Source organism: Actinocrinis sp. (assembly GCF_035938995.1).
Taxonomy (GTDB): Bacteria; Actinomycetota; Actinomycetes; order Streptomycetales; family Catenulisporaceae; genus DASZGI01.
This window is the reverse complement of record NZ_DASZGI010000022.1, coordinates 20978-47298: the sequence shown is the minus strand read 5'-3', so window position 1 is coordinate 47298 and position 26321 is coordinate 20978. Positions and strand designations below refer to the sequence as shown.

The 26321-nt window shown below is 68.6% G+C and carries 16 protein-coding genes; 1 reads left to right on the top strand and 15 read right to left on the bottom strand.

From position 1 onward, the window contains the following. Positions 1-1414 (top strand): putative PEP-binding protein (locus tag VGZ32_RS01420; protein ID WP_326883912.1); only part of this gene is annotated, 1414 nt, incomplete at its 5' end. A 196-nt stretch (positions 1415-1610) separates the two neighbouring features. Here VGZ32_RS01420 and VGZ32_RS01415 read toward each other — a convergent pair. The 15 genes from VGZ32_RS01415 to drmD form a co-directional block, all read right to left on the bottom strand. After that, positions 1611-2003, bottom strand: a complete 393-nt coding sequence (locus VGZ32_RS01415; RefSeq protein ID WP_326883911.1) for a hypothetical protein — start codon at positions 2001-2003, stop codon at positions 1611-1613. A gap of 68 nt (positions 2004-2071) precedes the next feature. Continuing rightward, complete coding sequence (locus tag VGZ32_RS01410; protein ID WP_326883910.1) at positions 2072-2566, bottom strand: hypothetical protein; 495 nt, start codon at positions 2564-2566, stop codon at positions 2072-2074. A gap of 136 nt (positions 2567-2702) precedes the next feature. Continuing rightward, on the bottom strand, positions 2703-3644 hold the full coding sequence (locus VGZ32_RS01405) for a hypothetical protein (RefSeq protein WP_326883909.1): 942 nt from the start codon (positions 3642-3644) through the stop codon (positions 2703-2705). A gap of 340 nt (positions 3645-3984) precedes the next feature. Next, positions 3985-4890: a tyrosine-type recombinase/integrase gene (locus tag VGZ32_RS01400; protein WP_326883908.1), complete on the bottom strand. Its 906-nt coding sequence runs from the start codon at positions 4888-4890 to the stop codon at positions 3985-3987. Next, positions 4887-5666 carry a hypothetical protein gene (locus VGZ32_RS01395; RefSeq protein ID WP_326883907.1) on the bottom strand — a complete coding sequence of 260 codons (780 nt, stop codon included), beginning with the start codon at positions 5664-5666 and terminating at the stop codon, positions 4887-4889. Before VGZ32_RS01395 ends, VGZ32_RS01400 begins: the two co-directional genes overlap by 4 nt. After that, complete coding sequence (locus VGZ32_RS01390) at positions 5663-6949, bottom strand: hypothetical protein (RefSeq protein WP_326883906.1); 1287 nt, start codon at positions 6947-6949, stop codon at positions 5663-5665. Before VGZ32_RS01390 ends, VGZ32_RS01395 begins: the two co-directional genes overlap by 4 nt. Positions 6950-7092: 143 nt before the next feature. Next, on the bottom strand, positions 7093-7884 hold the full coding sequence (locus VGZ32_RS01385; protein ID WP_326883905.1) for an ATP-binding protein: 792 nt from the start codon (positions 7882-7884) through the stop codon (positions 7093-7095). Then, positions 7877-9442, bottom strand: a complete 1566-nt coding sequence (locus VGZ32_RS01380) for a Mu transposase C-terminal domain-containing protein (protein WP_326883904.1) — start codon at positions 9440-9442, stop codon at positions 7877-7879. Before VGZ32_RS01380 ends, VGZ32_RS01385 begins: the two co-directional genes overlap by 8 nt. Positions 9443-9693: 251 nt before the next feature. Continuing rightward, entirely contained in the window at positions 9694-10308 is a 615-nt protein-coding gene (locus tag VGZ32_RS01375; RefSeq protein WP_326883903.1) for a hypothetical protein, read from the bottom strand. Positions 10309-10429: 121 nt separating this feature from the next. Next, positions 10430-12262, bottom strand: a complete 1833-nt coding sequence (locus tag VGZ32_RS01370) for a DUF262 domain-containing protein (RefSeq protein WP_326883902.1) — start codon at positions 12260-12262, stop codon at positions 10430-10432. Positions 12263-12324: 62 nt separating this feature from the next. Beyond that, the gene (gene drmC / locus VGZ32_RS01365) at positions 12325-13155 is read right to left on the bottom strand and encodes a DISARM system phospholipase D-like protein DrmC (RefSeq protein WP_326883901.1); all 831 of its coding nucleotides are present in this window, start codon (positions 13153-13155) and stop codon (positions 12325-12327) included. Then, positions 13130-15166, bottom strand: coding sequence for a DUF1998 domain-containing protein (locus VGZ32_RS01360; protein ID WP_326883900.1), 2037 nt, complete (start codon positions 15164-15166; stop codon positions 13130-13132). The genes drmC and VGZ32_RS01360 overlap by 26 nt, the downstream gene beginning before the upstream one ends. Continuing rightward, positions 15163-18939, bottom strand: coding sequence for a DISARM system helicase DrmA (gene drmA / locus VGZ32_RS01355; protein WP_326883899.1), 3777 nt, complete (start codon positions 18937-18939; stop codon positions 15163-15165). Before drmA ends, VGZ32_RS01360 begins: the two co-directional genes overlap by 4 nt. Beyond that, complete coding sequence (locus VGZ32_RS01350; protein ID WP_326883898.1) at positions 18936-23060, bottom strand: Eco57I restriction-modification methylase domain-containing protein; 4125 nt, start codon at positions 23058-23060, stop codon at positions 18936-18938. The genes drmA and VGZ32_RS01350 overlap by 4 nt, the downstream gene beginning before the upstream one ends. Next, complete coding sequence (gene drmD, locus VGZ32_RS01345; protein WP_326883897.1) at positions 23057-26287, bottom strand: DISARM system SNF2-like helicase DrmD; 3231 nt, start codon at positions 26285-26287, stop codon at positions 23057-23059. Before drmD ends, VGZ32_RS01350 begins: the two co-directional genes overlap by 4 nt. Positions 26288-26321: the final 34 nt, after the last annotated feature.

Genomic DNA, 26321 nt, shown 5'->3' with positions numbered 1-26321 from the left:
CGAACGCGCCGCGGACCTCGACGACCTGCGCGCCCGCGCGATCGCGCACCTGCTCGGCGCCCCCATGCCCGGGGTGCCCGACCCGGGCCACCCGTACATCCTGATCGCCGACGACCTCTCGCCCGCGGACACCGCCGCCCTCAACCCGGACCTGGTGCTCGCGCTGGTCACCGCCCGCGGCGGCCCGACCAGCCACACCGCGATCCTCGCGCGCGCCCTCGCCCTGCCCGCCGTCGTCGGCTGCGCCGGGATCCTCGCCGTGCCCGACGGCACGCTCCTGCGCGTCGACGGCGACCAGGGCCTGGTCGACACCGGGGTCACCGATACCGCGGACACCGGCTCGGCGCCCGCGTCGGCCGCGCGGCGCCGCCCGGCCCGCGACGTCGAGGAGTACTCAGGCCCGGGGCAGACCGCCGACGGACACCTCGTGCCGCTGCTGCTCAACGCCGGATCCGCCCGCGACGCGCACACCCCCGCGGCCCGCCACGCCGAGGGCGTCGGCCTGCTGCGCACCGAGCTGCTGTTCCTCGGGCGCCACCAGGCCCCGACGCTCGAAGAGCAGCGCGACGCCTACTCCCAGGTCCTGCAGGCGTTCCCCGGCCGCAAGGTGGTCGTTCGCACCCTGGACGCGGGCGCCGACAAGCCCCTGCCGTTCCTGGGCCTGGGCGAGGAGCCCAACCCGGCGCTCGGCATACGGGGCCTGCGCACCGCGCTGGTGCGCCCGGATGTGCTCGACCTGCAGCTCGACGCCCTCGCACTGGCGGCCGCCGCCAGCGATGCAGACGTGTGGTGCATGGCCCCGATGGTGGCCACGCCCGGCGAGGCCGCCGCGTTCCGCGAGCGCGCCCGCGCCCACGGCCTGCACGTGATCGGCGCGATGGTCGAGATCCCGGCCGCGGCGATCAGGGCGCGCCGGCTGCTGGACGAGGTCGACTTCCTGAGCATCGGCACCAACGACCTGGGCCAGTACACCCTCGCCGCCGACCGGCAGTGCGGGCAGCTGGCCGAACTGCTCGACCCCTGGCAGCCCGCGCTGCTGGACCTGATCGCCGCGTGCGCGAACGCCGGGCGCGAGGCCGGCAAACCGGTCGGGGTGTGCGGCGAGGCGGCCGCCGACCCGCTGCTGGCCTGCGTGCTGACCGGCCTGGGCGTCACGAGCCTGTCGATGTCCGCCGCCGCGATCGCCCCCGTCGGCGCCCGGCTGGCCCGCCACACCCTGGCCGACTGCGAGCGGTTCGCCCGCGCGGCCCTGGACGCCCCCGACGCGCGCACCGCTCGCGCCGACGTCGCCCGCCTCGCCGCAGACCGCGACCCCGACCCACCCGAATCCGAATCCGAATCCGAGCCTGGGGCCGGGGCCGGGGCTGAACCCGCGCCGCGCCCCGGCGCACCCGACACGTTCGCGGCGGTCTGACCTACCGCACGAGGCCACCGCCCCCGCCGCGACGCTCTGAGGCCCGGCTCCGACGGGAGCCGGGCCTCGGGGAACCCGGGCTGCGCGCCCGCACGCCGCTCGTTGGAGAGCGCCGTGCGGGCGCGCAGCCACGTGAGCTGAGCGCACGCGTTGCGCGTCGCCCGGGTCGCGTGCGGGGACCGGCCGTAATGCCAGGTCAGCAGTAGGGGATGGGGTTTGTTTCGTCGATGATGTCCGAGTCGGGCACCCAGCCCCACTCGCCGTCGTCGGCCTCGGTCCACACCCACCGGTACGGGTGCGGGCTGCCCTCGCCGTTCCAGGCGCCGCTGTCGGTCTTGCAGGCGAACCAGCTCGGGTTGGAGTCCAGCGACCCGACCGAGTCGTCGTAGCTCGCGGGGATGTACGCGGCCGTGTTGACGTTGTGGCACCAGTAGGCCTCGTAGACGCCGCCGCCCGGGTCGCTCACCTTGAAGCCCCCGTCCCAGCAGTTGCTCGCGGCGCTGGCGTGGGCGGCCGGGACGACGGCCAGGGCGGCCGAGACCGCCATCGTCGCGCTCAGCGCGCTGATCCGGTTGAGAACACCCATCATTTCCTTCGCTCCTTACACGTGTTCTTCGTCTGTCGTGTCGTGCCGTGCCGTGGCGCAGTGCGTGCGTCTCAGAAGCCGGAGTCGTTGTAGTTGCCGCAGGGGCCGTAGACCCAGTGGTGCGCGACCGCGTTGTTCCAGAAGCCGTCGCCGAGCCCGTCGGAGCCGTGGTAGCCCTGCCAGGAGAAGATGTAGGTGTTGCCGTCGCCCTGGAACCAGAACGTGCCCGGGGTCATGCAGGCGTAGGCGCCGTAGCCCTGCGCGGCCGTGTCGTAGAAGATGTCGACGTCGGCCGGCCCGGCGTTGGGGTCGCCCTCGTTGTCGACGAAGATCTGCTGGTTGGCGATCCACGACGGCCAGGCGGAGCTGTTGCCGGCGGTCTCGTAGACCACGTTGTCGTTGCTCGCGCAGAAGTCGGTGAACGGGCAGCCGTCGCCCTTGTACGGGCGCGCCCCGTGGGACGGGGCGGGGGAGTGGGATGAGGTCGCGGCGCCCGCGGAGGCGGCGGACAGGACCGCCGCTCCCGCGACCGTGGCGGCCACGACGGTCGTGCGGATAAAGGACATGGCGATGCGAACTCCTTGTCGAACCGGTGTGTGTCCGCAGCCGGATCGCGGCGGACGGTCGGAAAGGGGTGGGGTGGGCGTGGGCCGCGGCCGACAGTGCCGTGAGTCGACCTTGCGCAGCTGCGGTCCGCGCGCTCTAGCCGCGCGCGACGACGCTGCGCGCCCTGGGCAGTGCGGCGACCTGCAGGGCGTACATCGTGTCGAACTGCGCCTTGAACTGCTGGTACACGGTGGCCGCATACGTGGCGTCGAGGTGGTCGGCGAGTGTGGCCAGCCCGGTGGACTGTGCGCACTGCGCCTCGGCGACGGCGGCCCGCACGTCCAGCTGCTCAGCGTTCGGCTCGTGCGACGCCAGGCGCTGGCTGCGCGACTGGGCGGGACTGGCAGCGGTCAGGCCGCGCCCGCGCATGCAGGCGCTCCACCGGGGCAGAGCCTGCTGGAACGGGGCGGAGCGCTGGACGTCGCCCTCGCGGATCGCGGCGGACTCCTGCACGGTCTCGCTCGCGGCGAACCAGGCGCTGCTGTTGCCGTATAGCTGCTGCCACACCTGCGCGGCGCAGCCGTTCGCGTCGTGCCCGAGGGTTCCGCCGAGCAGGTTGGGGACCGTCATGACCGCGTCGCGGGTGCCGTACAGCGCCTGCCCGAACTGTTGGAGACGCTGCGGGGTCAGGCTGTGCTCGTAGCGCGCGCCCGGGCTGCCGGCCGCCTGTTGTTCGATCTCGCTCTGAAGGTCGCGCCCGTATCCGTGAGCGCTGGCCCAGGCGACGTCGTCGACCACGTAGGGGAACTGGCGGTCACCGGGCACCGGCACGCGCGGCACCGGGAAATAGGTGAACCCCTGCCGCGCCATGCAGTCGCGGACCATCAGCTGCTCGGCCTGGTACAGCACATCCGCGTCGGCAGCGCTCACTGATCGCGGCCCGGCGGCGGTGCCCGAGCCTGACGAGTTCACAGCAACAGCGCCCCGGGCGGACGCGGTCCCCGGCCCGGTGAACGCCCCCGTGGCGAACACCGCCGCCACGCCCGCGACCGCTGTGCCGAGCGACAATCCGACCCGCAGCCCTCGCCCCGACATCATGCGCCTCCCGAAACCCCGTCCCGCGTGCGCCGACCCCGTCGGCCCCCTCATGGTGTCGGGCAACGCGTTCAAGCGGTACCTGAGGGCTCTTAGGGTCGCGGCGGTGAGCCAGAGATCGCGTTCCGGCTCGTTCGCCGGGATCGCCGCGTGTCCGCGTCGGGCGGCGACGAACAACCGGTCGCCTGCGACGCGACCGACGCCGGGCCCCTATGCCAACTGCGAACCTGCACGAAAGTGTCCCGCAGATACTGCATTTACGTGTCCCTGAACCTGCATCATATGTCCCGCCGCAGGTCAACGACCGAGCTGGGTGTCCGGAGGACATCGTGTCAGCCGCCGGTCAGATGCCGAAGTCGTGCATGGCGATGTGGCTCCATTGATTGGCCGCGTGTACGTACTGCGAGACGGCGTCCGAGGAGGGGGCCCAGGCGCCGTGTTCGGCGATGGTCGCGGTGGGAACGCCCGCCGACGCGGCCAGGGTTGCGCCCGTGGCGCGCAGCGAGTGGGTACAGATCTCCTGACAGTCGGCGATCCCGGCGTGTTGGGCCAAGCGGCGCAGGATCAGATTGAGCGCCCCTGGGCTGAGCCGTCCACTGGTTTCGAGCCGCCCGCCGCGGCCGCATGAGCGCAGGAGGGGACCGCCGAGGATGTCATGTTGGGCCAGTACATCGATCCATCGTCGGGTCAGCCTTACCGGGTCGGTGTCTTGGCCGCTTCCATGAGGGACGGTGGCCACGTGCGTGGCGCGGGCGCGCCCGCGGACGACGATGTTCAGGCCGCGCGGAAACGGTGTGATGTCGGCCAGGTCGAGACCGCACAGCGCGGACACGTTCGACATCAGGGCCGTACCCAGTGCGACGATCACTGCGTCGCGCAGCCCACGGGGCGAATCCGTGTCGCATGTTGCGAGCATCGAGTGGACTTCGTCGAGGGTCAATATCCTGGCGTTGCGCGGCGCGCGGCCGCGCCGGTGCGCTGCGGTGATTCGTCGGGCGGCGGTAGCGTCTGGTACGAGCTGACCGGCGTCGATATGGCGGGCCCGGATTGCGGCGATCGCCACGTCGATGCTGGAGGGGGCGTAGTTCGCCTCACAGAGTGTTGAGGTGTACGCCTCCAGCGTGTCGCTGGTAGCCGGACACGGGGAATGTCCGGTGCGTGCGCACCAGGCGGCGAACTCGGCCCATCGCTGCGCATAGGTGCGCGCCGTGTTGGCCGGGACGGGCTTGGGGAACTCGGTGGCGTTCATCGACCATCCGTATGGTGTTGTTCGCGGTACGCGGGTGTTTGACCACTGCCGTCCGGCGCCGGGTGGTGGGGTGGTCGCGGTGGCCCGCTGAGGTCGAGGGCGAATAGCAGGTCCGGATGCAGCCGGGCGGGCTGGTCGAATCCGGACACGTCGAAGGTTCCCGGTGCTCTCGTGCCCTCGTCCGCCACGGCGAGGTGGCGTTCGGTCAGGCGCTGCAGGTCGGTCGCAGTCATGATCGCGGTAGTCTCGCTGGCGGGTGCAGCAAGATGGGCATGGGCGATTCGTAGTACGTCGGCGGCGTCGAACGGGTCCGGTGCGGTGCGGTGGGCCAGCCACTGTTCGCGCTCATGCGGCGGCGCCGCGGCAGTTTCCTTGGCGCTGATCGCGAGTCTCCACCATCCACCTGTGCCTTCGAGGTGGTAGCAGTGGTCAGGGTCCGGGCTCAGCCTGGACTCGGTGATGACGGAGGTCAGCAGCCAGATCGGCCAGCCGAGGATCTCCGCGAGGTCCGGCAGTTGCCGCGGCGCGGCCGCCAGTGCGAACTCAAGGAGCAGCCTGTCGGCGACGGAGCAGTTCGGGGCGTCGTCGAGGTCCTGGACGATCAGGTCGAGAGGGAGTAGGTGCAACAGGTCCGCGAGCCTGTCGATCTGGCCGAGGCTGATGTCCTGTGCGCGCTCGCCGAGGCGCAGGCCGGTGACCTCGCGGATCTCCTCGTCGGCGAGTCGGAGTGCGGCCATGCGCTCGACCACCAGGCGGTAGCTGATCGACAGGCTCATTGCGCTGCCACTTTCGCCTGAGCGCGTGGGGTGGTGGTGCCCGTGCGGTGCACTGGATCGCCGACGATCCACGCAGCCGACATCGCGTGCCATGGGTCTCGATGGTCGCAGTCCGTGGAGCTCGGCAGCACAACGCCCACCGCTTCCGCAGCACGCTGCACCTGTGCCGCACTGACCCCGGCGAGCAGATGTGGCTCATCGCGCGGCCTGAGCCGGCAGTAGTGCGCCGCGGCGTCGATCAGAGGTTGAGCGGGACCCGGAACGCTATAGACCGCACGCGATCCGCCAGTTGCGATCTCGATCAGGTTGCCATGGTGCCCCGGCGGTAGGGGGATAGGGCGCTGCGTGATGCTCGCGGCGGGTCTGCCGGCGATCGCGGCGATGGCGAGCGCCGCGGCGAGCCGCGGATGGGCGAGGCGTTGTCGGATCGTGCCGGCGAGCTGTTCGGTAACGCACGGCCCGGTCAGCCCGGGGCCGCAGGCGCGCGCGAGTTCGGCGGGTACTTGCAGCAGCACACCGTGCAGGAGCAACCCGGCCTGTGCGCCGCGTAGGCGCGCGACTGTCGCGCTCGGTGTGAGCGAAGAGCCGGACAGTAAGGTGAGAAAGGCCTGCAATCCGACCTGATCGGGCCTCGGGGCCGGGACCCGTGGTTGGCGCCCGCGGGCTCGGCCTAGGCAGGCTGTAGCGCTGCGGCTGCTCGTAGTCACGTTTGGCGCGGCCTGAGATCGGTCGGCGCCGAGCGCTTCCAGGATCGGTTGGCACCGGCCTTGAGTGGTGAGCCAGACGCAGGCGCGCTGGAGTCCGTAGCGGTAGTGCAGATCTACGGCGGCGAACTGCGGGGGTGTCAGGGTTTGATGAGCCTCGGCCCGGAAGCGGGCGAGGCCAGAAACCGGCATGGCGGCCAGGGCTGGCAGCCCATCGGCCGAGAGCGTGGGCGGCAAGGTTGGGCGCATCTGGGCCCCGGCCAGCGCGGCGTCGAGGTCGCAGGTCTCGCGGAAGATGCCGCCCGGCGACCCGAAGGCCTGAGCCCAGTCGGGCGGGCGCCGATCATGCCAGATCGCGACGATCCGCAACTGCGCGGCGTGGGCCAGAACGGCGAGCCAGCGCAAGGAGGCCTGCGTCAGCCGGTGGGCCCGGACAACGACCACCAAGTCGATTCCGTCGGCGGCGAGCCAGGCCGCTACGGCGGCGAACATCGCCTCGGGCGTACCGAGGTGCTGGGCTCGGTCGGTGTCCTCGTCGATATGGCAGCCGAGCGCGGTGAGGATGTCGGCTGCGAGCATGGCCGCGGAGTTGGTTCCAACGGTCGGGTGCACCACGATCTGGCCGCGCCGGGGATCGTGGGCGGCCAGAGCGGCCCGGGTGATCTCGGGATCATCGTCGGGATCGTGGATGATTGTGACCACGCCCGCCCCGGGTCTGGTCATCATCCGCCGCCGAGGCGGGAGAAGATCCATTTGAGCAGGTCCGCGTCGAGGTCGGCGCCGCCGCGGCGCCGGGCCTGCAGAACGTGGTTCGTGATCCGCGCCCAGTTGCGGAAGTTGCCGTGGCCCGCGTGGAGGTCCGCGTAGCTGATCAGCTGGTCGGGTGCCTCGGACCAGACCGGGTGGAAGGCGGGGATGACCGAGAGGATCTCCTCCGGTTCCATCTTGCGGAACCTCTGCCACAGGTAGATCCGGGAGGCGAGCATCGGTTCGCGGCTCAAGACCCGGTAGCAGTCGCCTCCGCCGACGAACACGACCGCGATCTGCGTGGACGGGTCGTCCCACAAGTGCCTCCAGTACTCGAAGCATTCCCGGGACATCCACTGGGCCTCGTCGCACACCAGCACTCGGAACCGGTCGGCCAGTGCGGCTTTGAGCAGCCTGTCGAACTCGATCGGGTGTCCGGGCGGCTGTCCCGGGAGGTGCAGGCCGTGGAACAGGGCGTGGCGGATGTCGCGCGTGGTCGGCCGGGAGCGGAAAACGACCCGGACGGTGTTGTGCGGCGCCAGCGCACGCAGGGAGGCGTTGACCGCGAGTGACTTGCCGAAGCCCGCGCTGCCGTGCATGCAGGCCATCGCGGCGGCCTCGATGACGTCGTCGAGATTGTCCTGACAGGTGAGCAGCGCACGGGTGCCGACGATGTTCGCGTCCTGCAGGTGCAGGTAATGGTCGGCCTGGTCGTGTTCGCCCACCCAGGCCGGCTCGCCGGACACCGTCTCGATCTGCTCAGCCATCGGCTTCACCGTCGACAGCTTCCCCGTTCCTGATGCGAGGCATGACCCAGCCCGGGGCCGGGTGGCGCCGGGCGAACAGGTCGGGCATCGCCTGCGCGCCAGCGTCGAGCGCGCCGGCCTCGGCGAGCTCCGTCTCGGCCTCAAGCGCGCTGACCGAACCAAGGACCTGCGGCGGTGCGGCAGTGGTGGCAGCCGCGTACCGGACGCGGCGCTCGCGCTCGGCGGCGGCCAGGTCCTGGCGCAGTTGCCGGGCCTTGCGCGCACGCGCCTTGATCAGCTGCTTGACCTGCTCCGGGCTGGCCTGGTCGTCGGGGTGCGCGGGGCCGAGGTATTCGCCGGTGGCGGCGTCGAAGACCTCGATCACTTCGGGGTGGTTCGGCATCCAGCGCACGCGAACGCGGTCGCCTGCGCGCCCGACCATGCCCTCGCCCACGTAGAGCGTGCCGTGGAAGGAGACGCCCTTGGTGGTGATCATGCGGGCTCTGCCGTCGTCTTCCAGCGTGAACAGCGCCAGGTCGTGCTCGGGGACCTCCTCGATCGGCGTCGGGTCCTCGGTCCAGGCTTGCAGCGGAGTGCGTCCGCCGAGGGTCGGCATCGCGTTCGTGGTGTTCCAGTCCTGGACCCATCCGAGTACCTCGGCGACGAACGCCTCGAACCTCAGCGGCGGAGCGTGAGGGTCGGCGCCCTTGTTGTTGGCCAGCTTCGCCTCGCCGGTGAAGCGCGGCAGTCGCGCACACAGTTGGGTCTTGAATGCGCCGTTGACGGCTTCGACCCGGCCCTTGAGGTGCGGGGTGTAGCCCGGCAGATCGGATACCTGCACGGCGAACACCGCCATCGAGGAGGCGACGGCTTTGGACAGGAAGTCTTTGCCGCGGTCGATGCGGATCATCCCGGGAAGGCCGCCGAAAGGCCCGAACCCTGCGCCGCGCGAGATGCTGGCGCGCAGGGCGACGAGGATCGATTCGCGCGAAGGATAGCTGGGGGTGATAGCGGCGCCGCATACGGCGTTCGTACCGCAGTCCACGAACCAGGTGATCCACGGCTTGCGCAGCTCGCCGTCCACGTCCACCCAGTTCGAGGCCTCGACGTGGTCGCCTTCCCACACCGCATTGCGGCACACCTCGGGGCGGCGCATATACACGTCGTGCCGGCGCCGGGCACGCTCGCCATCTTTGAGACCGGAGCGCTCGCCGCGAGTCAGATCGCGGCGTACGGCGCGCTGCACCGTGTGCACGCTCGGTGCCGGTCGGTCGGAAGAGCGCGCCTGCTCGGCCAGCTCCCGGTGCAAAGCCGCGGCATTCCCGCGGTGGTAGGCCAGCCGGACGCGCAATGCGTCGTTGATCTCGAAGCGTGTGCGCCCGCGCGCACTGGCCGGGTCGACGGCGGCCTCGATCCATCGCCGTACGGTTTTCGCGGTTCTGCCCATCATCGACGCGACCGTGGCGATGTGGGCGGCGGTCAGCTCGTCACGTGCTCGCAACTGCACCAGTCGTCGGACAGCAGCCTGGCGCAGCAGCGCCCGCTCGCTGTCGCTATCAGCCCAGTTCCCGGTGGTCATGTATTCACTCCCGTGCCGGGTCGTGCGACCTGTCGTCCCCATACGTGTCGACCTTCACCTTGAGCGTCGCACGAGTCAGATGCCGGAGGAGGCAAAATGATCCAGTGCGCCTCATCCACCCCCGTACGCTCCTGTGTGGTGCGGTTGGGCGCGCCGATATCGGTCGGGGCCGACCCCCCGGGGACTGCTCGCCGCCGCGCCTCGGTGCGATCCGTCGTCCGGGGCGACGCAGACGCCCGGTGGGTGCGCGGCTACGGTGCGGCCATCGAAACGAGCACGGACAGCAGGTCGCGGCCGCTGGCACGCGGCATCGCGTAGGAGGGTGCGAACTTCTCCACTCGCGGCGCGAACTGGTCCGGGTCGATGAGGCCCCGCCGCTCGGCGTCCAGGATCACGCCGCCGACGTGGCCTCCATCGGCGCGGTCACGCAACAGGTCGATGATCGTGAGCGCCACAGTGGTGACCGGCAGTCCGTCGAGCATCGTCACCTCGCACACCGACAATTCAGTACGCACCCTCAGCCGGAGCCAGGGGCCGGTGATCCTGCGGCGCCTGGGCACGATCAGTTCGACTGTGGGTGCCGGGATGTCCCCGAGCCCGTGTACCACGCAGGCCGAGCGGTGGGAGACGACTCCGTCGTTGGTCCCCAGCCCGTCGCGTTCCCGCGCGGGCATCGCGGGGTCCAGGCGCAGCCACGCGACCCGGATCTCGAGATGGCTAGGCTCCGGAAACCCGTCGAGCAGATACACGCCGGGACCGACGGCATCCAGCGCGCCTTCACATACGAGTCGCCGCCTGGCACTGCCGTCGACGCCGACAGCGTTGGCCCCGGCTGCGGTCACCAGCCCCTGTTGCCCAGCGCTCAAGGCGCCGAGCCTACGCAGTGCGTCGCTTGATCTCACCGTTCAACTATCGCAGCGGCCGGACTCCGGCAAGCGGATCCGGCGCCCGCCCGCCGACCAACCGCCTTCGTGCTGCTGTCGGGAGTCAGTTAGACGCATACCGAAGCAGGTCCTGCGGGTCCCAGACCACCTGCGCAAGGCGCCGGTACAGCTCGGTCCGCTCCTCCAGGTCGGTCTTGGCGAAGTGGCCGTGCGGGCGGAAGGGCAGGCCGGTGGACTGCGCGAAGCCGACGAACCCCGGGTTGTGGCCGTAGCACTGCGGGTGCAGCGACCGGGCCAGGAGGTTCTGGGTGTTGTAGTGCGGGAGCTTGTCCGCGTAGGGAAGGTCGCCGTAGCTGGCGTTGAAGCTCTTGGGCAACAGCAACAGCCCGCCGAGCCGGTTGCGGTGCTCGGCGAAGTCGGCCGGGTGCGTGAACTCGCCCGTGTGGCGCTCGGGGTGGTCCGCCCAGATGTGCTCGACCTCGTACCGGACCTTGCCCATGTTGACGTACTCGGTGTAGCGGGAGGCCTGGCCGGAGCGGGTCTCGACGTAGTCGGTCACCCGGGCCAGCAGGCGGTGGATCGCGTGGCGGTTCTGCTGGTGGACCCGGGGCCGGTCGTTGGTTGCGAATGTCTCGCCATCCTCGGCGAGCTTCGCATGCAGGTGTTTGCCCAGCGCGTCGAGGTCGAGTCCTCTGATCTCGCGCATCACGAGGAACATCGCGTACTGCATCGTCGAGTACGCGATGCTGCGGGAGTTCCAGATGCGCCGAGCCAGCAGAATATCGACGTACCTTGCGACCAGATCCACCTTGCGCAGCGCCTGCGTGTCGCTGTCACTCGTCGTCAGCGGGGCGAGCAGCAGCATGTACTGGAGGGTGAAGCCGTTCTGGGCGTTGTACAGCACGTGCTCGAGTCCATCGATGGGTGCGTTCGAGGCGTCGATCAGCCGCAGGTACCAGCGGCTGTAGAAGTCGAAGTCGCTGTCGATGAAGCGGTAGAAGTCCCCGGTTCCCGGCTGCAGGCCGATCTCGGTGCTCGTGTTGCGCAGCCACCGGTGGTACTCCGTGCCGATCCGGTCGAAGTCCTCGGGGCGCGCACCCTTGCGCCGCTCACGGATTTTTGTGGCGTAGCGGCTGCGCAGCCATGCCTTGAAGAAGTCAGATTCGACGTCCTTGCCGGCCTCGTCCAACTGCCCGATGCGCGAGCGCCACCGGGTGTCGGCGTTCTGGCGCTGTGCGGGATCGGTGATGTTGGCGAGTAGGTACCCCTTGAGCATTTCAGTTGGGCTCAGGGACAGGCCCCTGTCGTTCATCGACTCGAAGATGGTGTACGCATCGTCGTCGGAATACGCGGTGATCTCCACGAGGTGGACGTTCTCGAGCAGCCAGTCGATGAAGTACGGCATGGCGTGGCCGCGCAGTTCCTCGGGGAAGTACTCCTCCAGAGTGCGATAGCGATCATGGAGGTTGCGGACCGACTCCGGGCGATCGGCGGTGTCGTACGCCAGTCCCCCGTATAGCGCTTCCATGCAAGCCATGCGTTCGTCGACGTGCAGGTTGAAGCTCTTTTTGCCGTATTTCTCGGACAGGATCAGCTCGTCGACGTTGACCGGGTGCGGGAACCCGGCCTGCAGGTTCCGCAGCAGGACCAGCAGCAGCGTCAGGCTCGTCAGCCGCTGCTGGCCGTCGACGATGTTGCTTGCCGCATCGGTCTTGCTGATGATGATCGAGCCGAGGAAGTAGTGTGGGTATTCGGCGACCTTCTCGCGCGGATGGGAGGCGTCGTATCCTTCCAGGAACTTTCCGGTCAGGTCGTCGACCAGTTCGCGGATCTGCTTGTCGTGCCACTTGTACTCGCGCTGGTAGTAGTCGATCGAGTATTTGACCCCCTTGAGCAGTTCGCGGACCGTCTTCGCTTTCCCGAGAATTTCCCGCACCGCCGTACCCTGCCTTCGCCTTCATGGATATGTGACATGGCTGACGTTGTGCCGCCGCCGGGTCAGGGGCGCTCGAGTCGCCCACCGGAATCGCGTGGGGGTTCACGCAGCCGCAGGTCACGCGCCGACGAGCGACGGTGATCAGGCACCGGTTCGTAGAGGAGGTTTTCGACGCGTCGCAGTTCCCGTTCGACGCGATCGGCCAGGTTCGGGTTGTCGATGACCACGCCGAACTCGACGTTGCCGTGCTCAGCGCTCCAGGAGAAGTTCGCACTGGTCACCAGAAGGAAACGGTGGTCGACGACGAGAAGCTTCGCGTGGTTGCGGACCGTGACCCCGTCGAACGCCTTGGTACGCAGCACTATGGCCCCGCGCAGGTGCGCGGCGATCTGCGCGGTGCCGGGCGTACCGGGCCGGCGATCGCGGTCAGCGGCGTCGGCGTCGAGGTATAGCCGCACCTCGATCTCCGGGCGCTCGGCCGCGCGGGCCAGCGCCAGCCACAGGCTCGATGTGGTCTGGAAATTGAACGTCGAGCACGTGACCGACTGGCGGGCGCCATCGACCAGCCGCGCGACCGAGCTGGTCAGCGGGCCGCTGCGAGACAGGTGGCCCGGCATGGTCCACACCGGGTCCAGCGCGGTCGTCACCGCTCTGGCGCCTTCGACAGCCCGCAGCAGCGCGATGATCCAGCCGCGTCCGTCTGTACCGGCGGCTGGCGCCTCCAACAGCGTCCTGATCTCCTCGCGCCGGCCTATCGGCACCACCTTGAGTGCCGCCGTCAGGGTGTACCCGTCGGCGAGCCGGTCGGCGATCGCTCTCGCCTCGGTGCCGCCGAGCAGGCGGCCGATCCGCATCGCCGCGTCGCGGTCAATCGGCTCGGTCGAAGAAGCCAAGGTCGCTCCCGGGCAGATCGATCAGGAACCTGCGGTCCAGGAACCGGTTGGCTCGTTCGCATGAGGTCTCCGAGGCCATGACGCAGCAGTGGCAGGCGGCTCCGTGCAAGAAGTCCTCCGGGTCCTGGGGTGTGCGCTTGGCGCAGACCGGGTCGGAGGAGCAGCGTGTGGCCCGGTCGAGCGCGTTGTGCACGACACGGCGCAGTCGCGCCGGCTCGCTCAGCTGGACCAGGCCGCCGAGCGTGCCGTCGCTGTCGGAGGCGGTGGTGCAGATCAGCAGCCCCGCCGCAGGCGCACGGTTGTCGGTTCCGGGCCAGGCGTAGAGCCGCTCGCTCAAACTGGCCGCCGAATAGCCACAGGTCATGGCGAGTTCGCGGATCATGGCGTGCGCGAAGGTGTGAATGAGCCAATAGCGCGGGCCGCGCAGCCTGGTGTCCGGGTCCACGTTCGCCGCGGTGTCGGAGAAGCGGCGGTGGAAGTTACGCCGGTGGGCCTGGCGGTGGGCCTCCCAAAGATCGGAGGCGAGGATCCGCTGTTCCCAGGCCGCGACCGTCTGCTCGTGGAGTCTGAGGAAGATGCCCTCGCCGTGGTCCTCGGTCGCCACCGTCCACTCCGGGCGCTCGGCCCGGGTGAGCGGGACGAGCCGGCCGGGCACGTCTCCGACGCGGTCGAGCGTGTCGATTCTGGTGAATCCGACCAGGGCGTTGACCTTGCGCAGCCTTTCCACCGCGAGCACCCGGTCGATCTGCGACGCCAAGTCCGGGTCGAGGTCGCGCTGTGAGAGCGTCAGTCCGCTTATCGGGTCTTCGACGAGCGGTCCGTTGACCGGCCGCTGCAGGTAGGACCACTCCGGGACGAGCAGGTCCACCGGGTCCCAGTCGCGGATGCGCTGCTCCTGCTCGGCGGCGGGTTCCGGCGGGGCCGACGCCGCGGCAGCCGCCCCGGCCAGTTCCGCATCCGACAGATCGGTGACGTCGACCTTGCCCTCGAGCACGTCGCGCAGCGTCTCGACATCGTCGCGGTATTTCGCCAGCCGGCTTTCGCCGAGCGCGATGCGGATCCTGTCCGCGAGATCGGTCCTGCGTTCCTCGACCGATTCGGGCATGACGATGATGGAGGTCGTCGCCCCGAACCACAGGTTGGAGGCGCCGACGAGCATCAGCCGGGTCTTGTTCTGGCAGGGGTAGAAGGCGTCCAAGTGCGGGTGCCGACCGCGGCAGCGCGGCAGCTTGTCGCGCCCGGCCTCGCCCTGCGCCTCGTTCATCGGCCGTCGGGCCCCGCAGGATTCGCAGCGGATGGTGGCCGAGGCGCCCTTGCCGCCGGTGCGGTCGACCATCTTCAGCGCCGGAAACTCCGCTTCCTTGCATTTCTCGCCGTGGTGCACCCACCGGTCGTAGGGGAACTCGTCGAGGTGCCCGTCGACGCAGGCCAGCAGGTAGCGTGCCGGAACCGCGGTGCGCCGGGACGGGCGGCGCGAACGGTCGCCGGCGCGGCCGGTGCAGCGCGCGTGCTCGAAGCAGGCCAGATCCGTCCGGTAGGGGTGGGTGTTGGTGTAGTCGAACTGGGCGACGGTGCCGAGCATGTCGCAGCCGGTGCACCGCAGCCACTGCGGGAATACGCGCGCCGGGACGCCGAGGTCGTTGCCCTCGGTGGACATGCTCACCTTCTTCGCCTGCCATGGGTGCGGGCGCAGTTGCACGTCGCGCGAGCGCAGCAGCAGGGCGACGACCTGGCGCAGCCTGGGTGCGCGGATCTCGGGGACGCCGTCGCGCCGACGCCAGATCCGCTCCCAGTCATCCAGGCCGGTGGGCATGATCGTGAACTGCGGCAGGTCCATGATCGCACCGGGGCCGTAGGTGTAGAGCAGCGAAGAAGGCCGCTCCGAGCCGACCTTCGCCCTGTTGTGCTTGCGGCCCTGCTCGGACTCGCGCTCCGCATCGCCCAGCGGGTCGACAGCGTTCGCCGGGTCGTACAGGAACCGCGCCTCGGCTCCCTGTTCCGCAATACTCACGCGTCCTCCTCAGCACGGGTGAACTCCCAGTCGGGCGCGCCCGGCGGCGGCATGAAGACGAGGTTCTCCTTGATCGGACTGACCAGCAGGTTGATTTCCGGCTGCACCTCGCGCATGGAGTTGGCCACCACGAATGGCGGGGTGTCCCTGCTGCCCGCGCTGCGCGCCCAGCGCGCGTTCTCCGCGCTCAGCAGCAGCGGACCGTGGCGGGCTTCGTCCTTGAGCCGCTCGTAGACGAGCGTCTTGCCGATCGCGGCCAGGTATTGCCGCCGCTTGACCCACTGATCGAGCCCGTTGAGCAGGTGCTGCCGGGCGCGGTCCGCCGACAGTTCGCTGCCGGCGGCGCGCCGGATCCGCTGCGTCAACGTCTCGATCAGCGACTCGACGAACGCGTGCTCGTTCCCGATGCGGCCCGCGCTCTGCTCGGCCGACAGCCCGAGCGCCCGGTCCGACTGCATCACCCGCGCGGCGCTCACCAGCACCGCGTCGAGCCCGCGCTCGAGCGAGGTCGCGGAGAACGGCGTCACCGACAGCGCCTCGACGCGTGCGTAGAACGTCTCGTGGTAATGCCGGAACTGCTCGAAGTGCGCCAGGTCCCGGGGCCTGGCCCAGTTGCCCAGCGCGACCACGAGACCCGGACGGTCCGGGTCACGGCCCACGCGCGAGGATGCCTGAATGTACTCGGCGGTGTTCTTCGGCTGGCCCACCACAAGCATCAGCCCTAGCCGGGTCACGTCCACACCGACCTGCAGCATGGAGGTGGCGAGCACCACATCGAACGGCGCTGCCTCACGGGACGGCGTCTCGCTTCCTGCGGCGCGCGCGGCGGCGAGCGCCGCCTTGCCCGCCCGCGAGTCGAACCGCGGGTCGAAAGGCACCGCCATCTGGTCGAGGGTGCTGGTGATGTCGGCGCTGGCGATGCGAGAGGTCAGCTCGGCCGTGTTGAGCTGGCCGAAATCGGTGCCGGTACGTCGCGGCAGCAGCGACCACGGCCTGCCCTTCGACAACGCCGTCTGCACGTCGTCGGCCATATAGCGCGCCATACCGGCGAGCTCACGGGTGGCGCTGAAGTAGCCCACCAGCGTCATGTACGGGTCGGCGGCACGACCCGACCGGTTCAGCAACTCCTGTCCGCCGGCCATCAGCACCTCGGCGATGCGGATCTCCGCCGTGGTCAGGCGCACTCCAGTCGTGCTGATGCCCAGGTACCGCCGTCCCGGAGAGTCGTCCGTGACGGGCTTCTCCTGGGAGAAGAACGTGCTGCCGGCGTCGAGTACCTGCGGAGGGAAAATGGTGATGTCGCGGCCGTAGAGAGCCCGCACCTGATCGGACGCGTTGCGCGCCGTGGCCGTCGAGGCGACCAGCAGCGGCATGACAGGCCGGCCCTCGGCGTCTCGCCAGGCGCAGAACACGTCGATACCGACTTCGAAAAGGCCGACCGTCGTACCGAGCGCACCGGTGATCAGGTGCAGCTCGTCCTGGATGATCAGATCCGGCGGTCGCAGCCGGCCGACCGGGCGCACCGACGCCGCGGGCAGCCCGTCCTTGGCCGGATGCCGCCCGTTCTCGGTCAGGTCGCACGGCAGGTAGTCCGGGTGCACATAGCCGTGCCGGGCACACCGGCGCGAGACGTAGCCGAACAGGGCGGCGGCCTCGCCCTCGCGTGCCAGTCGCGCGAACTTGTCGACCGTCGCGATCACGAACGCGGGCGCGAGCCGGTAGATCTCCTCGTCCACGGTCAGCACGGGCAGCCCCTCGGCCACCTCGCCGCCTTCGGCGAAGGGGCAAGCCGCGAGCTCGTCACCGCAGTACACGTGCACGCGCCGGGTGGCCTCGATCGCCTTGACCTCCCTGGCACCGATCTTGCTGCCGCACCAGGGGCACCGCTGGATCTGCAGCACCGTCAGCCGGTAGGACCTGGCGCCGTTCACGTTCAGCAGTTGCTTGGCTGCCTCGTCGTAGCGCTTGGGGCTGACATCCGTACCGACCCACAGCCCGATCCGGAACGGCTCGGTGCCCCAGGTCTCCTCGTCCCTGCGCCGCTCGATCTCCGCCGCGCACACCAGCGCCGTCGCGCGCTGGAACTGCTGGGCGGTGAGCAGCCGCAGGGTGTAGCGCATCAGGACCGCGACGCCCGACATGCCGTCGAGCGCCGCCCCGTCAGCCGTCATGACTGCGCCCTGCCTGCGCCGGATGGCGAAGGTGAATGCGGCCAGACCGAGATACGCCTCCGTCTTGCCACCACCGGTCGGGAAGAACAACAGCTGCGCCTGAGCCAGCTCGCCGGAGCGCTTCTCAGCGGCGGGGTTCGTCAGCAGCGGCAGCTGCATGAGGATGAAGGCCAGCTGGAACGTGCGCCACGAGTGCGCCTTAGCGCCCTCGGCGTCGAGGATCGCGGTACGCGCCTCCTTGATGGACTCGCGCGGCGTGTTCGCGCGCCGCGCGGCCACCTGCGACTGGATGCGCTGCTCGGCCATCACCTGGTTCATGAACTGGAAGCAGCGCAGCGCCTCCGGATCCACGAGCAGGTGATCGAGGCCGTCGATAAGCTGCTGCTGCACCCGGCGAGCGTCACCGACCGCCTCAAGGCCTTCGGAGCGCAGATGATCCGGCAGAGCCTCAGCGCGTTGCTGCTCGCCGTCGAGCCAGGCGGTGTATCCGGAGACGATCGGCGTCAGGCCGGCCCGCAGCTCGTCGACACTCGCCTTGGCAAGCAACGTCATGTCCAGAAGCGCCGCACCGATCTCCTGCGCGTCGGTCTGCGGCGTCTGGCAGGTGGGCAGCCACGTCGTCCACACCGAACTGGCGCGACGCGCTCCCGGCGCAACCTGCCAGTCGACCGAGCAGGTGCGCCCGGCGGCGAACTCGAGCCGGTCGCGGTACTGCAGGTTGAGGCGGCGCACCTCGTCGTTCGGCTCGCGGCGGGTATCGGTCAGCGCGTCGTAGACCGGCAGGAAGACCTCCGCGCCGCCGGCGTTCACGGTCAGCTTGGTCTGATAGAGCCACGCCTCGACGGGGATCCGGCGCGGCGTCTCCCGGTCGTTGCACAGCGCGATCTCAATCAGGCGGTAGCCGGCCGCCTCGTCATCGTGTCGATCGATGCGGAGAACGACCTTGTCCTTCAACGGGAACTCGCTCGTGCCGCCGGAGGCGAGGTCGGCGACCGGGATTGGAGTGTCGATCTCGACCGGGGTCCGCTTGTACGAACGCTGGCGCGAACTCTCGTCTTCGCTCTTGATTGGTGTGTAGACGCCCCACGACGCGGTGACGGTGAATGACTCCAGGTCGCAGGGGATTTGACAGCGCAGACCCATCGACGCCGGGATCATCAAACCCCGCTGTTGTGGCAGGTCCTCGGAAGAGTCGGCGCCGTCGCTGGAATCCGCGTCGGCGAACGAGTCGTCCACTGCGGTCAGCGGGACTCCGCGCCCGTCGAGTGCGTCGACGGCGTCGCCGATGTCAGCGGTGGAGGCGCCGTTCCCATCGTCGTCTGAATCGCCATTGCCGTCAGTGGTCGCGGCGGACTTCGGATCATCCTTGCTTGCGGTCAGCTTGTACGGTGCGATCCGTCCGACGAGGTAGGCGGCATCCGGTGAAGCGGTGATTACTTCCTCAGGACCGTTCGCCGGGCCCAGAAGCTCGCGTTCGAGGATATCGACGAGGTTCTCACGCGCCGTCCAGGATCGGGAATCGGGCGTCAGTTTCAGCCGGTACTCCTTCGCAGGAGGCTGCGAGGGCTGCTGCGGCCGCGGTTCAGTGGTAGGCGCGCTCACTCGTCGTCACCTTCGATCGAGTCGGAGTCCTCGTCCTCGGAGTCGAGAGCTGGAAGCGCCTCGCCCTGGAGCGCGGTGCGACGATGGTTCTCATCCAGCAGTAGGTCGAGAATCCTGACTTGCGCTTCAGGGCTAACAGTCCAACGGCGCATCTGGCGATATGTATTGAAGCCGTGGTCGAGCGGAACATCGGACCAACCGTAGGCGTCCATGACGACGCGATCGAGCTCAACATGGATCTCGCGCAGGCGCGCAACGTCGGAATCGGACGAGTCGGTTTCCGGGTCGTTGACCAGATTGTAGAGCTTGGTCAGACCGAGACCGCGACGCACCATAATTTCGCGCCGCTCTAACTCGAGTATCTTTCCAATCTCTTCGAGCGGTTCTGTAGCCGGTGGCCTAGGAAACGTTTCATAAGCCACGCTTGGTGAATAGCTCGGATCTACTCGGTTCGTGGTGCTGTAACGAGCTACCCACAACCAGTGAGCCGATGAAGATAACGCGCCTTGCTCTGCGTACGAATCAGTAGCAACTATAATTACCTTATGGCTATAGACTGGGCCAGCCGGGACGCGCCGGGGAATAATTGTGGACGACACTTCTGCGAAAACCAGAAACTCGCGAAGCCGGCTTGTCGCGCGCCTCATTCCCTGGGCAGTTGATTCAAACCTCCACCATTGCTCTCTCAATTGACGCGTAGAACTATTTTGACGTTGCCTGCGAACTGTATTTGCGAGACGGTCGAAGGGGGCTTCGAACCCTTCAGCCTCCGCCCTTGTCATGCCACTAAAGTCAATCACCATTCGCTGTGCGTGTAGTTCTACCATATCATTGATGTCATCGCCCGTGAAATATGGCAGCACCACGCGGCCAATGGACGGGTTTGCCGAAATCCAGCTTGAGGCAATTCTCTTTTCAATAACAAAACCCGCTCCACGTAGCTTGCAACCAAGGAAGGCCCGCGCCCTGTTGCTACTTAGACGATTGGGCTCGCTGAAAGCTGTACCCGTGGGTTCTAACAGACTTGAAATAGCCCCTACCGGCTGCTCATCTAATACGCGAACTGCTGCGGCACCCAAACGTCGTTTCGTTGCCCAGACAAGAGCGAACTCAAGAGATACAGCTCCTCCGGGCCACGGCCTGCTTCTCGCCGCTCGATACACCTCTAATCCGTTTTCAATCATCGAGGCCAGGCCGACCTTTCTACTGTCGCCCTGGGCAATAGAGTTAGTACCGATTAGGGCAAGACATCCATCCGAGCAGACAAGCTGATGTGCTCTCAAGAAGAAGTAAACTACGAGATCGGCTTTTCCGCTTCTGCCTTCTGCGGTATGCCAAATTGCCCAGTCGCGAATCCGAGAGCTAAGCGCAGGAGTGATCTTAGTCGAAGTCAAAAACGGTGGATTTCCGATGATAGCGTCAAAGCCACCACGCTCCATAACGTCAGGCACAACCAGGATCCAGTGCAGCGGCTTCCAGCGCTCGTAGTCAGTCTCGACAGTTGGCGTCAGCCCGGCCTTCAGAATCCCGTCCAACATTGAACGGTCCGGCTCGCTGCCGTCCGCTGGATAGGCCATCCCGACTGCGATGCGCAGGTTTTCGTACGCCTCGTTCAGCGCTTTGCCCGGCTTCCCGCCGAACCTGAGTCCTGTCGCGATCACGCCGTCCGCGACATCTGCCAACTGCCTCGTCAGTTCCTGGTACTCCCGCCACTGCCTGCCCTTCGTCGCCGCAGAGCGCTGCGGGTCGTCGTCGTTGACCTCCGAGGCCAGCGCCTTTCTCAACCTCGACGCGCGCCGCAGCACGTCGTCGACATCCAGTTGCCTGACCATGACCGACCCGGTGCCGATGTCGAACAGCGCGTCGGCCGCAGCCTTCTTCGGCGTGATGTGCAATGCACGCAACTGCTCCGGATCGGTCAGCCCCAGCAGCGAGTTTCCGTGTAGCACCTTGTCGTCGACGAAGGAGAACGGCAGCTTGGGGTCGAGTGAGACGAGCCAGAGCGACAGTTTGCACATTTCCACGGCCATCGCGTTGATGTCCGCGCCGTACAGGCAGTGCGCCACGACCTCTCTTATCGCGTGCACGTACAGGTCGTGTGAGCTGCCGCGAGCCACATCGTCCCGTCGCCATGCTTCCACGAGCCGCGCCGCGAGGAACCTTGCCGCCGCGACAAGGAAGGCGCCGGAGCCGCAGGCGATGTCCGCAACCTTTAGGTCCAGAATCTCTTCGGGCGAGACGAGCCGCCACGCATCCTGGTCCGCGGTTTGGTGCGGACCAGGGTTGTAGACCAGCGGTTCGAGCGCATACTGGACGACTTCCTCGGCGAGCTTGCGCGGCGTGTAGTGGGCGCCAGCCGTCGCGCGCGACGGCGTCTCCACGACGAGGACCCCGCCCGGCTCGACGACGACCGGTCGGTCGCGCAGGTCGCGTCGGATGATCCCGATGAACGGACGCAGACGGTCGCGCAGCTCCTCGTCCCCGGGCGCGACCCGCCGAAGTGCGCGCTCTGCGTCCGTAGCGTCCGCGCCTGTGCGGATCGCTTTGGCCAGCGCGGCCTTCGATGGTGCCTTGGCCGCCGGCTGGTGCTCTTTGACCCAGGCGAGAACGTCATCAGCGAGCTTGCCCGAATCGTCGCCGCGCCGCTCGGCCATCTCCTCGAACACGTCGAGAGGGATCTCTGGTTCCTCGCCAGATTTTCCGATCAACCCGAGGACGACGCCCGTCTCGCGCGTGACCTCCGCGCTCGAGTAGCCGAGTAGGCCTTCGTAGATGTAGCCGATCTGCTCGACGTCGACGTCGCGGAACGAGATGCGCCGCGCCGGTTCGCCGCGCAACTGCGCCATCTGCACCGATTCGAGGACTGCGAGCATGACCCGGTCGCTGACCGTGATCGACAGAGTGCCGCGCGGGCTGCGCGCGGTCAGGAACGGAAACCGCTCCGGGTCGAACAGGGATCCGCCGTAGGAGGGCAGCCGCAGGTCCTCAAACGACGCGCCGCGCGCGAGTGCATGGGAGGTGGCGAGCAGCCTGTGCCACGTCAGGTGTGTGCCGTCGAGCGCCTCGCTTCCCTGCTCCTCGCGGGTGCGCTGGTCGAGGACATCGAGTTCGTCGCTGATGCCGTAGCCCGCAGCGAACAGCCGGGTCTGCGGCAACAGCCCGCGTTCCTCCGCGAATAGCAGGAACACCACCCGCATCATCACCGTCACGGCCGCGTCGTAGACCACGGACCGGTCCTTGGGCAACGGGTCGGGCTCGCCGCGCCGCACGGCGTCGAGGGCGGCCTCCGACAGTGCCTGCACCAATAGCTCGACCGCCCGGCGCACCTGCACTCCGAGCGCTTCGGTGATCTCCTCGGCCGCCGCGACCGACTCGCCGAACAATGCGGTGAGCCGGTCTTCGGGCTTACCTCCGCGCAAGCGGCGCAGCCGGAGCAGTTCAATGAACGCGTCGCGGGTCTGCGGCTCTTCGATCCACGTTTGCGCGTCGATGATCCCGGATGCGGCCATCGTTTCTGTGCGGGCGCTGACAATCGCCCACCAGCGGCCGTCGGTCACGACACCGATCGTCTCGGTCAGTTTGGCGTGCCGCAGCAGTTCTTCCATACGGTCGATCGGGCTGGTCGCCCATCCGTCGTCGAGCGGATCGCGCAGCGATTCCACCGGGTCGACGACGAGCACGAGCGCCCCGATGTTCCCGGCGTGCACGAGTGCTCCGGTCGGCCGGACGGTCACGACGTGGCTGGGTGAGTGCACACCGCCGGCCACGGGCGCGAGCGCGGCGTCGCCCAGGTCGCTCGTATACCTATCGCCCCAGCCGAGCACGTCGCGGAGCACACGTTCGACCCATGTGTCGCGCGCCTCGCGGTATCGATCCAGGGCGGCTTGGTCGTCGCGGCGTAGGTCCCAGTCCTCCCACGCCTTCTCGAATGAGGGCCTGGCTGCCTTGAGCAGCGCCACCTGGTCCGCAGCGAGGCGCGGCATCCCCTGCGGCCACACCCGTTTGAGTGCGGGGATCGCGAGGAACGGCCCGTCGGTGTCCACCAGTTCGAGCCATGCCCGGTGCTGGTCCGCCGCGGACGGCGCGCCCGCGCGGCGCCGGTTCTGTGCGCCTCGCCTCATGACAGCACCTTTCCGGATTCGATCAGGCCGCGTTCGGCGTCGGCTGGAGTGAGCGCGAAGACGACGGCTGCGGCCGACACGTGCGGCTTGATGTCGGTGTAGCGTTCGTCGATCGCGGCGATCTCGCGCTGTTCCTCCTCATGCAGGCTTTCGAGCCGGTCATCCATACCGGCCAGGTCCCTGCGCCGCTGCCGCTGCTGGTCGTCGGTGAAAAGCATCTCGTCCTGCTTGCTGATCTCCGCAGCCAGCCGGTCGCGCGACTCTGTCAAGTTCCTGCGGAACGCGGCGAAGATCTCGCGTGCGCGTTCGATGTCGGCGGCGCGGCGCGCCCTGAGTTCTTCGGTCACCCGCTCCTGGTGTGTCTCGGCCCGGCGCGTGACCGCGCTGAGCAGGCGGGTGCGCAGGCGCGAGCCGTCCGCGTTCCACAGTTGCGCGAGCTGCGCGCGGGTGCGTTGATCGGCAGGAAGCAAGCGCTCGGCGTCGAGGGCCTCGTCGAGCACGGCCTCGACTTTGGCCTCCGCCATCGCCTGGCCGCGCAGCCGCACGCCGGTGAGGAAGACCTCTTCGTGCAGCCGCAGTCCGCCGCGGCCGACGAGCACGAGCCTGGAGATCGCGGCGACGCACGATTCCGGCGCATCCTCGATGACGACCGCCGTCACCCGCTGCACCGGGGACTCGACACTGAACAGCGCGCTGCGCAGCAGCCTGGCCGAGCGCTGCATGAGCGCGTGTCCGAGGTGGACGTACACCAGGTCGGTTCGGCCCTGCGCGGCCTTGTCGTCGAACGTGATCGGGCGCGGGACGCCTGGGTGCAGGCGGGTATCGAGACCTTCGAGGGCGTGCTGCCAGGATGGGCCGAGTGCGGGGACCTCGAAGACTCTCGCGTCTGTGCGGTCGTCGCCGATCTCGTTCAGCGGGGGCTGCGCGGTCAAGGTGAGTGCAGCGTCCACGACGCGGCGTGCGTTCTCCGGGGTCAGGTGCATGGCCAGCTTGCGCTGATCGTAGGTGCTGGACAGTTCCGTGAGCCGCCGGTTGAGCTCCATGCTGCCCGCCAAAGCCCGGGTGATGATCGCATCGCCACTGTCCCGGTCCGCCGCGGAGGGTTTCTTGCGCCGCGCAGTCTTGTCGGGGCTGAAGTGCTCTTGCAGTTCCGCGTCGATGACCTGGTTGACCGAACCCAAGTCCTGCGCCACCGCGCCTACCTTCTCGGCGATCCGGCGCAGAAAGTCCATGTCGGCCGCGTATGTCGCGGAACTCGCCACCGGCGCGAAGTGATAGATCTCCGGGGTCTGCTGCTGGCCGTAGCGGTCGATGCGGCCGATGCGCTGCTCCAGGCGCGAGGGGTTGAACGGGACGTCGAAGTTCACCAGCCGGTGGCAGTGCGTCTGCAGGTCGATGCCCTCCCCGGCCGAGTCGGTCGCCACCAGCACCCGCACCTTCTCCTCGGCCGGGTCCTCGGTGAACCGGGCGCGGATCTCCTCGCGCTCCTCGGTCGGTGTCGAGCCCTGGATCACCGAGAGCACCTCGCCGTAGCCGCGCTGGGTGAGCACGTCGGCGATCCAGTCGAGCGTCGCGGCGTACTCGGTGAACACTACGACACGCTCGTTGGACCAGTGCTTTCCGTCCGGCCGGCAGACCGCGTCGAGGAACTCGATCAGCGCCTCGAGCTTCGAGTCCGGCTTGTGCTCGTACCGGCGCCCCCACTCGACCAGAGACCTGATCTCCTCGGGTGAGGCGGCCACCAGCGGATCGGAGCCCTTGCTCAGCTGCAGCGCGGTGAACTCGGGCTGGTCGACGTGGCCTTCCTCCTCGTCCGACTGTCGGCTGCCAAGGACTTCTTGGTAGTACTCGTCGTCGTCATCCGGGAGGTCTGGCAGCCGCCCGGTCGCGGCCGCTGCCTCGTAGAGCTCGAGAGTGCGGGCGAAGGACCACGGACTGGACAGGAACCGCTTTTTGAGCAGCATCGCCACGATATCGCCCGAGCGCTTCTTGCCGTTGGCGCGGGCGCTGTCCGCGAGCAGGCGCTCGAGCAGAGCGAACCTGCGCTGCTCATCCTCGTTGGGGGTGAACGGGATCGTCTGGAGCCGTCGTGTCGGGAAACCCTTGTCCTTCAGCTCGGTCTTGAGCCGACGGACCGTGACCTCGCGCAGCGCCTGCTCGTTCAGGATCGCGCCGCGCTTGAACCGGCGGCCGTCGATCATCTCCATGAGCGCCGTGAACGACTCCTGGTAGCCGTTGTGGGGCGTGGCGCTCAGGAACAGGCGGTGTTCGCACCTTTCGGCCAGCTCCCGCGTGGCCAGCGTGCGCTGGCTGTCGATGGCGTAGCCACGGCGGCCGTCCGGCGAGCTGGGGCTGGCCGGGGCGACGTGGTGTGCCTCGTCGACCACGAGTACGTCAAACGCGAAGCGCCGCGCGGTGGCCGTGTCGCGGGCGTCGGCGTACACGGCGCGCAGCAGACGCTGCGCGCGCACCGTCGGCAGCCAGGACATGCTCACGATGACGCGCGGGAAGAGCCGAAACGGATTCGCGTTCAGCCCGTGGGCGCGCCGCACCTGCGCCATCAGGTCACTGTTGACGATCACGAAGTCGAGGCCGAACTTCTCGCGCATCTCGTCCTGCCACTTCAGCGCCAGGCTCGGCGGACAGACGATGACCACCGAACGCGCCCGGTGCCGCAGCAGCAGCTCCTGCACAACCAGACCCGCCTCGATCGTCTTGCCCAGGCCGACGTCGTCGGCGAGCAGCAGGTTCGTGCGCGCGGACTGCAGCGCCCGGCGCAGCGGCTCAAGCTGATATGCCTCAACGTTCGCGCCGCTGCGGAACGGCGCCTGGTACGAGTCAGCGTCAGCGGAAGTCACGGCCCCCCAGCGCACGGCGTCCACGAACGCCGCAAGCGTGCTCGGGTCGTCGAAGCCGTCTGCGGCGATCGTCTCCGGTAGCCCCTGGTCAGGCGCCACCGTGTGCCCGACTTCCAGCTCCCAGACCACCGCGAGCTCCTCGCCCAGGCGGTCCTCCGCCAGGGATTGCAGGCTGACCACGTGCGAGAGCCGAGCGGTCCCCTCGTCGGCGGGGCTGCGCGGCAAACCCTGCTCGCGCACGTCGGTCACCGCCCACGTCGCACCCCGTACATCGACCACCTGCCCGGGCTCGGGCAGCGGAGGCAGTCCGGCGGCCCCCCGGGTCGGGCCGGACTCCGGCGTCGAGCGCTGCTCCGTGGTCACTGTCATCCCGCAATCCTTCCGCCGCCGGCCGCTCCATCCT

Coding starts and splice junctions, on each gene's coding strand:
- VGZ32_RS01410 (WP_326883910.1), bottom strand. CDS start 2,566: ATGTCCTTTATCCGCACGACCGTCGTGGCCGCCACGGTCGCGGGAGCG.
- VGZ32_RS01350 (WP_326883898.1), bottom strand. CDS start 23,060: ATGAGGCGAGGCGCACAGAACCGGCGCCGCGCGGGCGCGCCGTCCGCG.
- VGZ32_RS01395 (WP_326883907.1), bottom strand. CDS start 5,666: ATGAGCCTGTCGATCAGCTACCGCCTGGTGGTCGAGCGCATGGCCGCA.
- VGZ32_RS01400 (WP_326883908.1), bottom strand. CDS start 4,890: ATGAACGCCACCGAGTTCCCCAAGCCCGTCCCGGCCAACACGGCGCGC.
- VGZ32_RS01380 (WP_326883904.1), bottom strand. CDS start 9,442: ATGACCACCGGGAACTGGGCTGATAGCGACAGCGAGCGGGCGCTGCTG.
- drmD (WP_326883897.1), bottom strand. CDS start 26,287: ATGACAGTGACCACGGAGCAGCGCTCGACGCCGGAGTCCGGCCCGACC.
- VGZ32_RS01415 (WP_326883911.1), bottom strand. CDS start 2,003: ATGATGGGTGTTCTCAACCGGATCAGCGCGCTGAGCGCGACGATGGCG.
- VGZ32_RS01385 (WP_326883905.1), bottom strand. CDS start 7,884: ATGGCTGAGCAGATCGAGACGGTGTCCGGCGAGCCGGCCTGGGTGGGC.
- VGZ32_RS01390 (WP_326883906.1), bottom strand. CDS start 6,949: ATGCTCGCAGCCGACATCCTCACCGCGCTCGGCTGCCATATCGACGAG.
- VGZ32_RS01405 (WP_326883909.1), bottom strand. CDS start 3,644: ATGATGTCGGGGCGAGGGCTGCGGGTCGGATTGTCGCTCGGCACAGCG.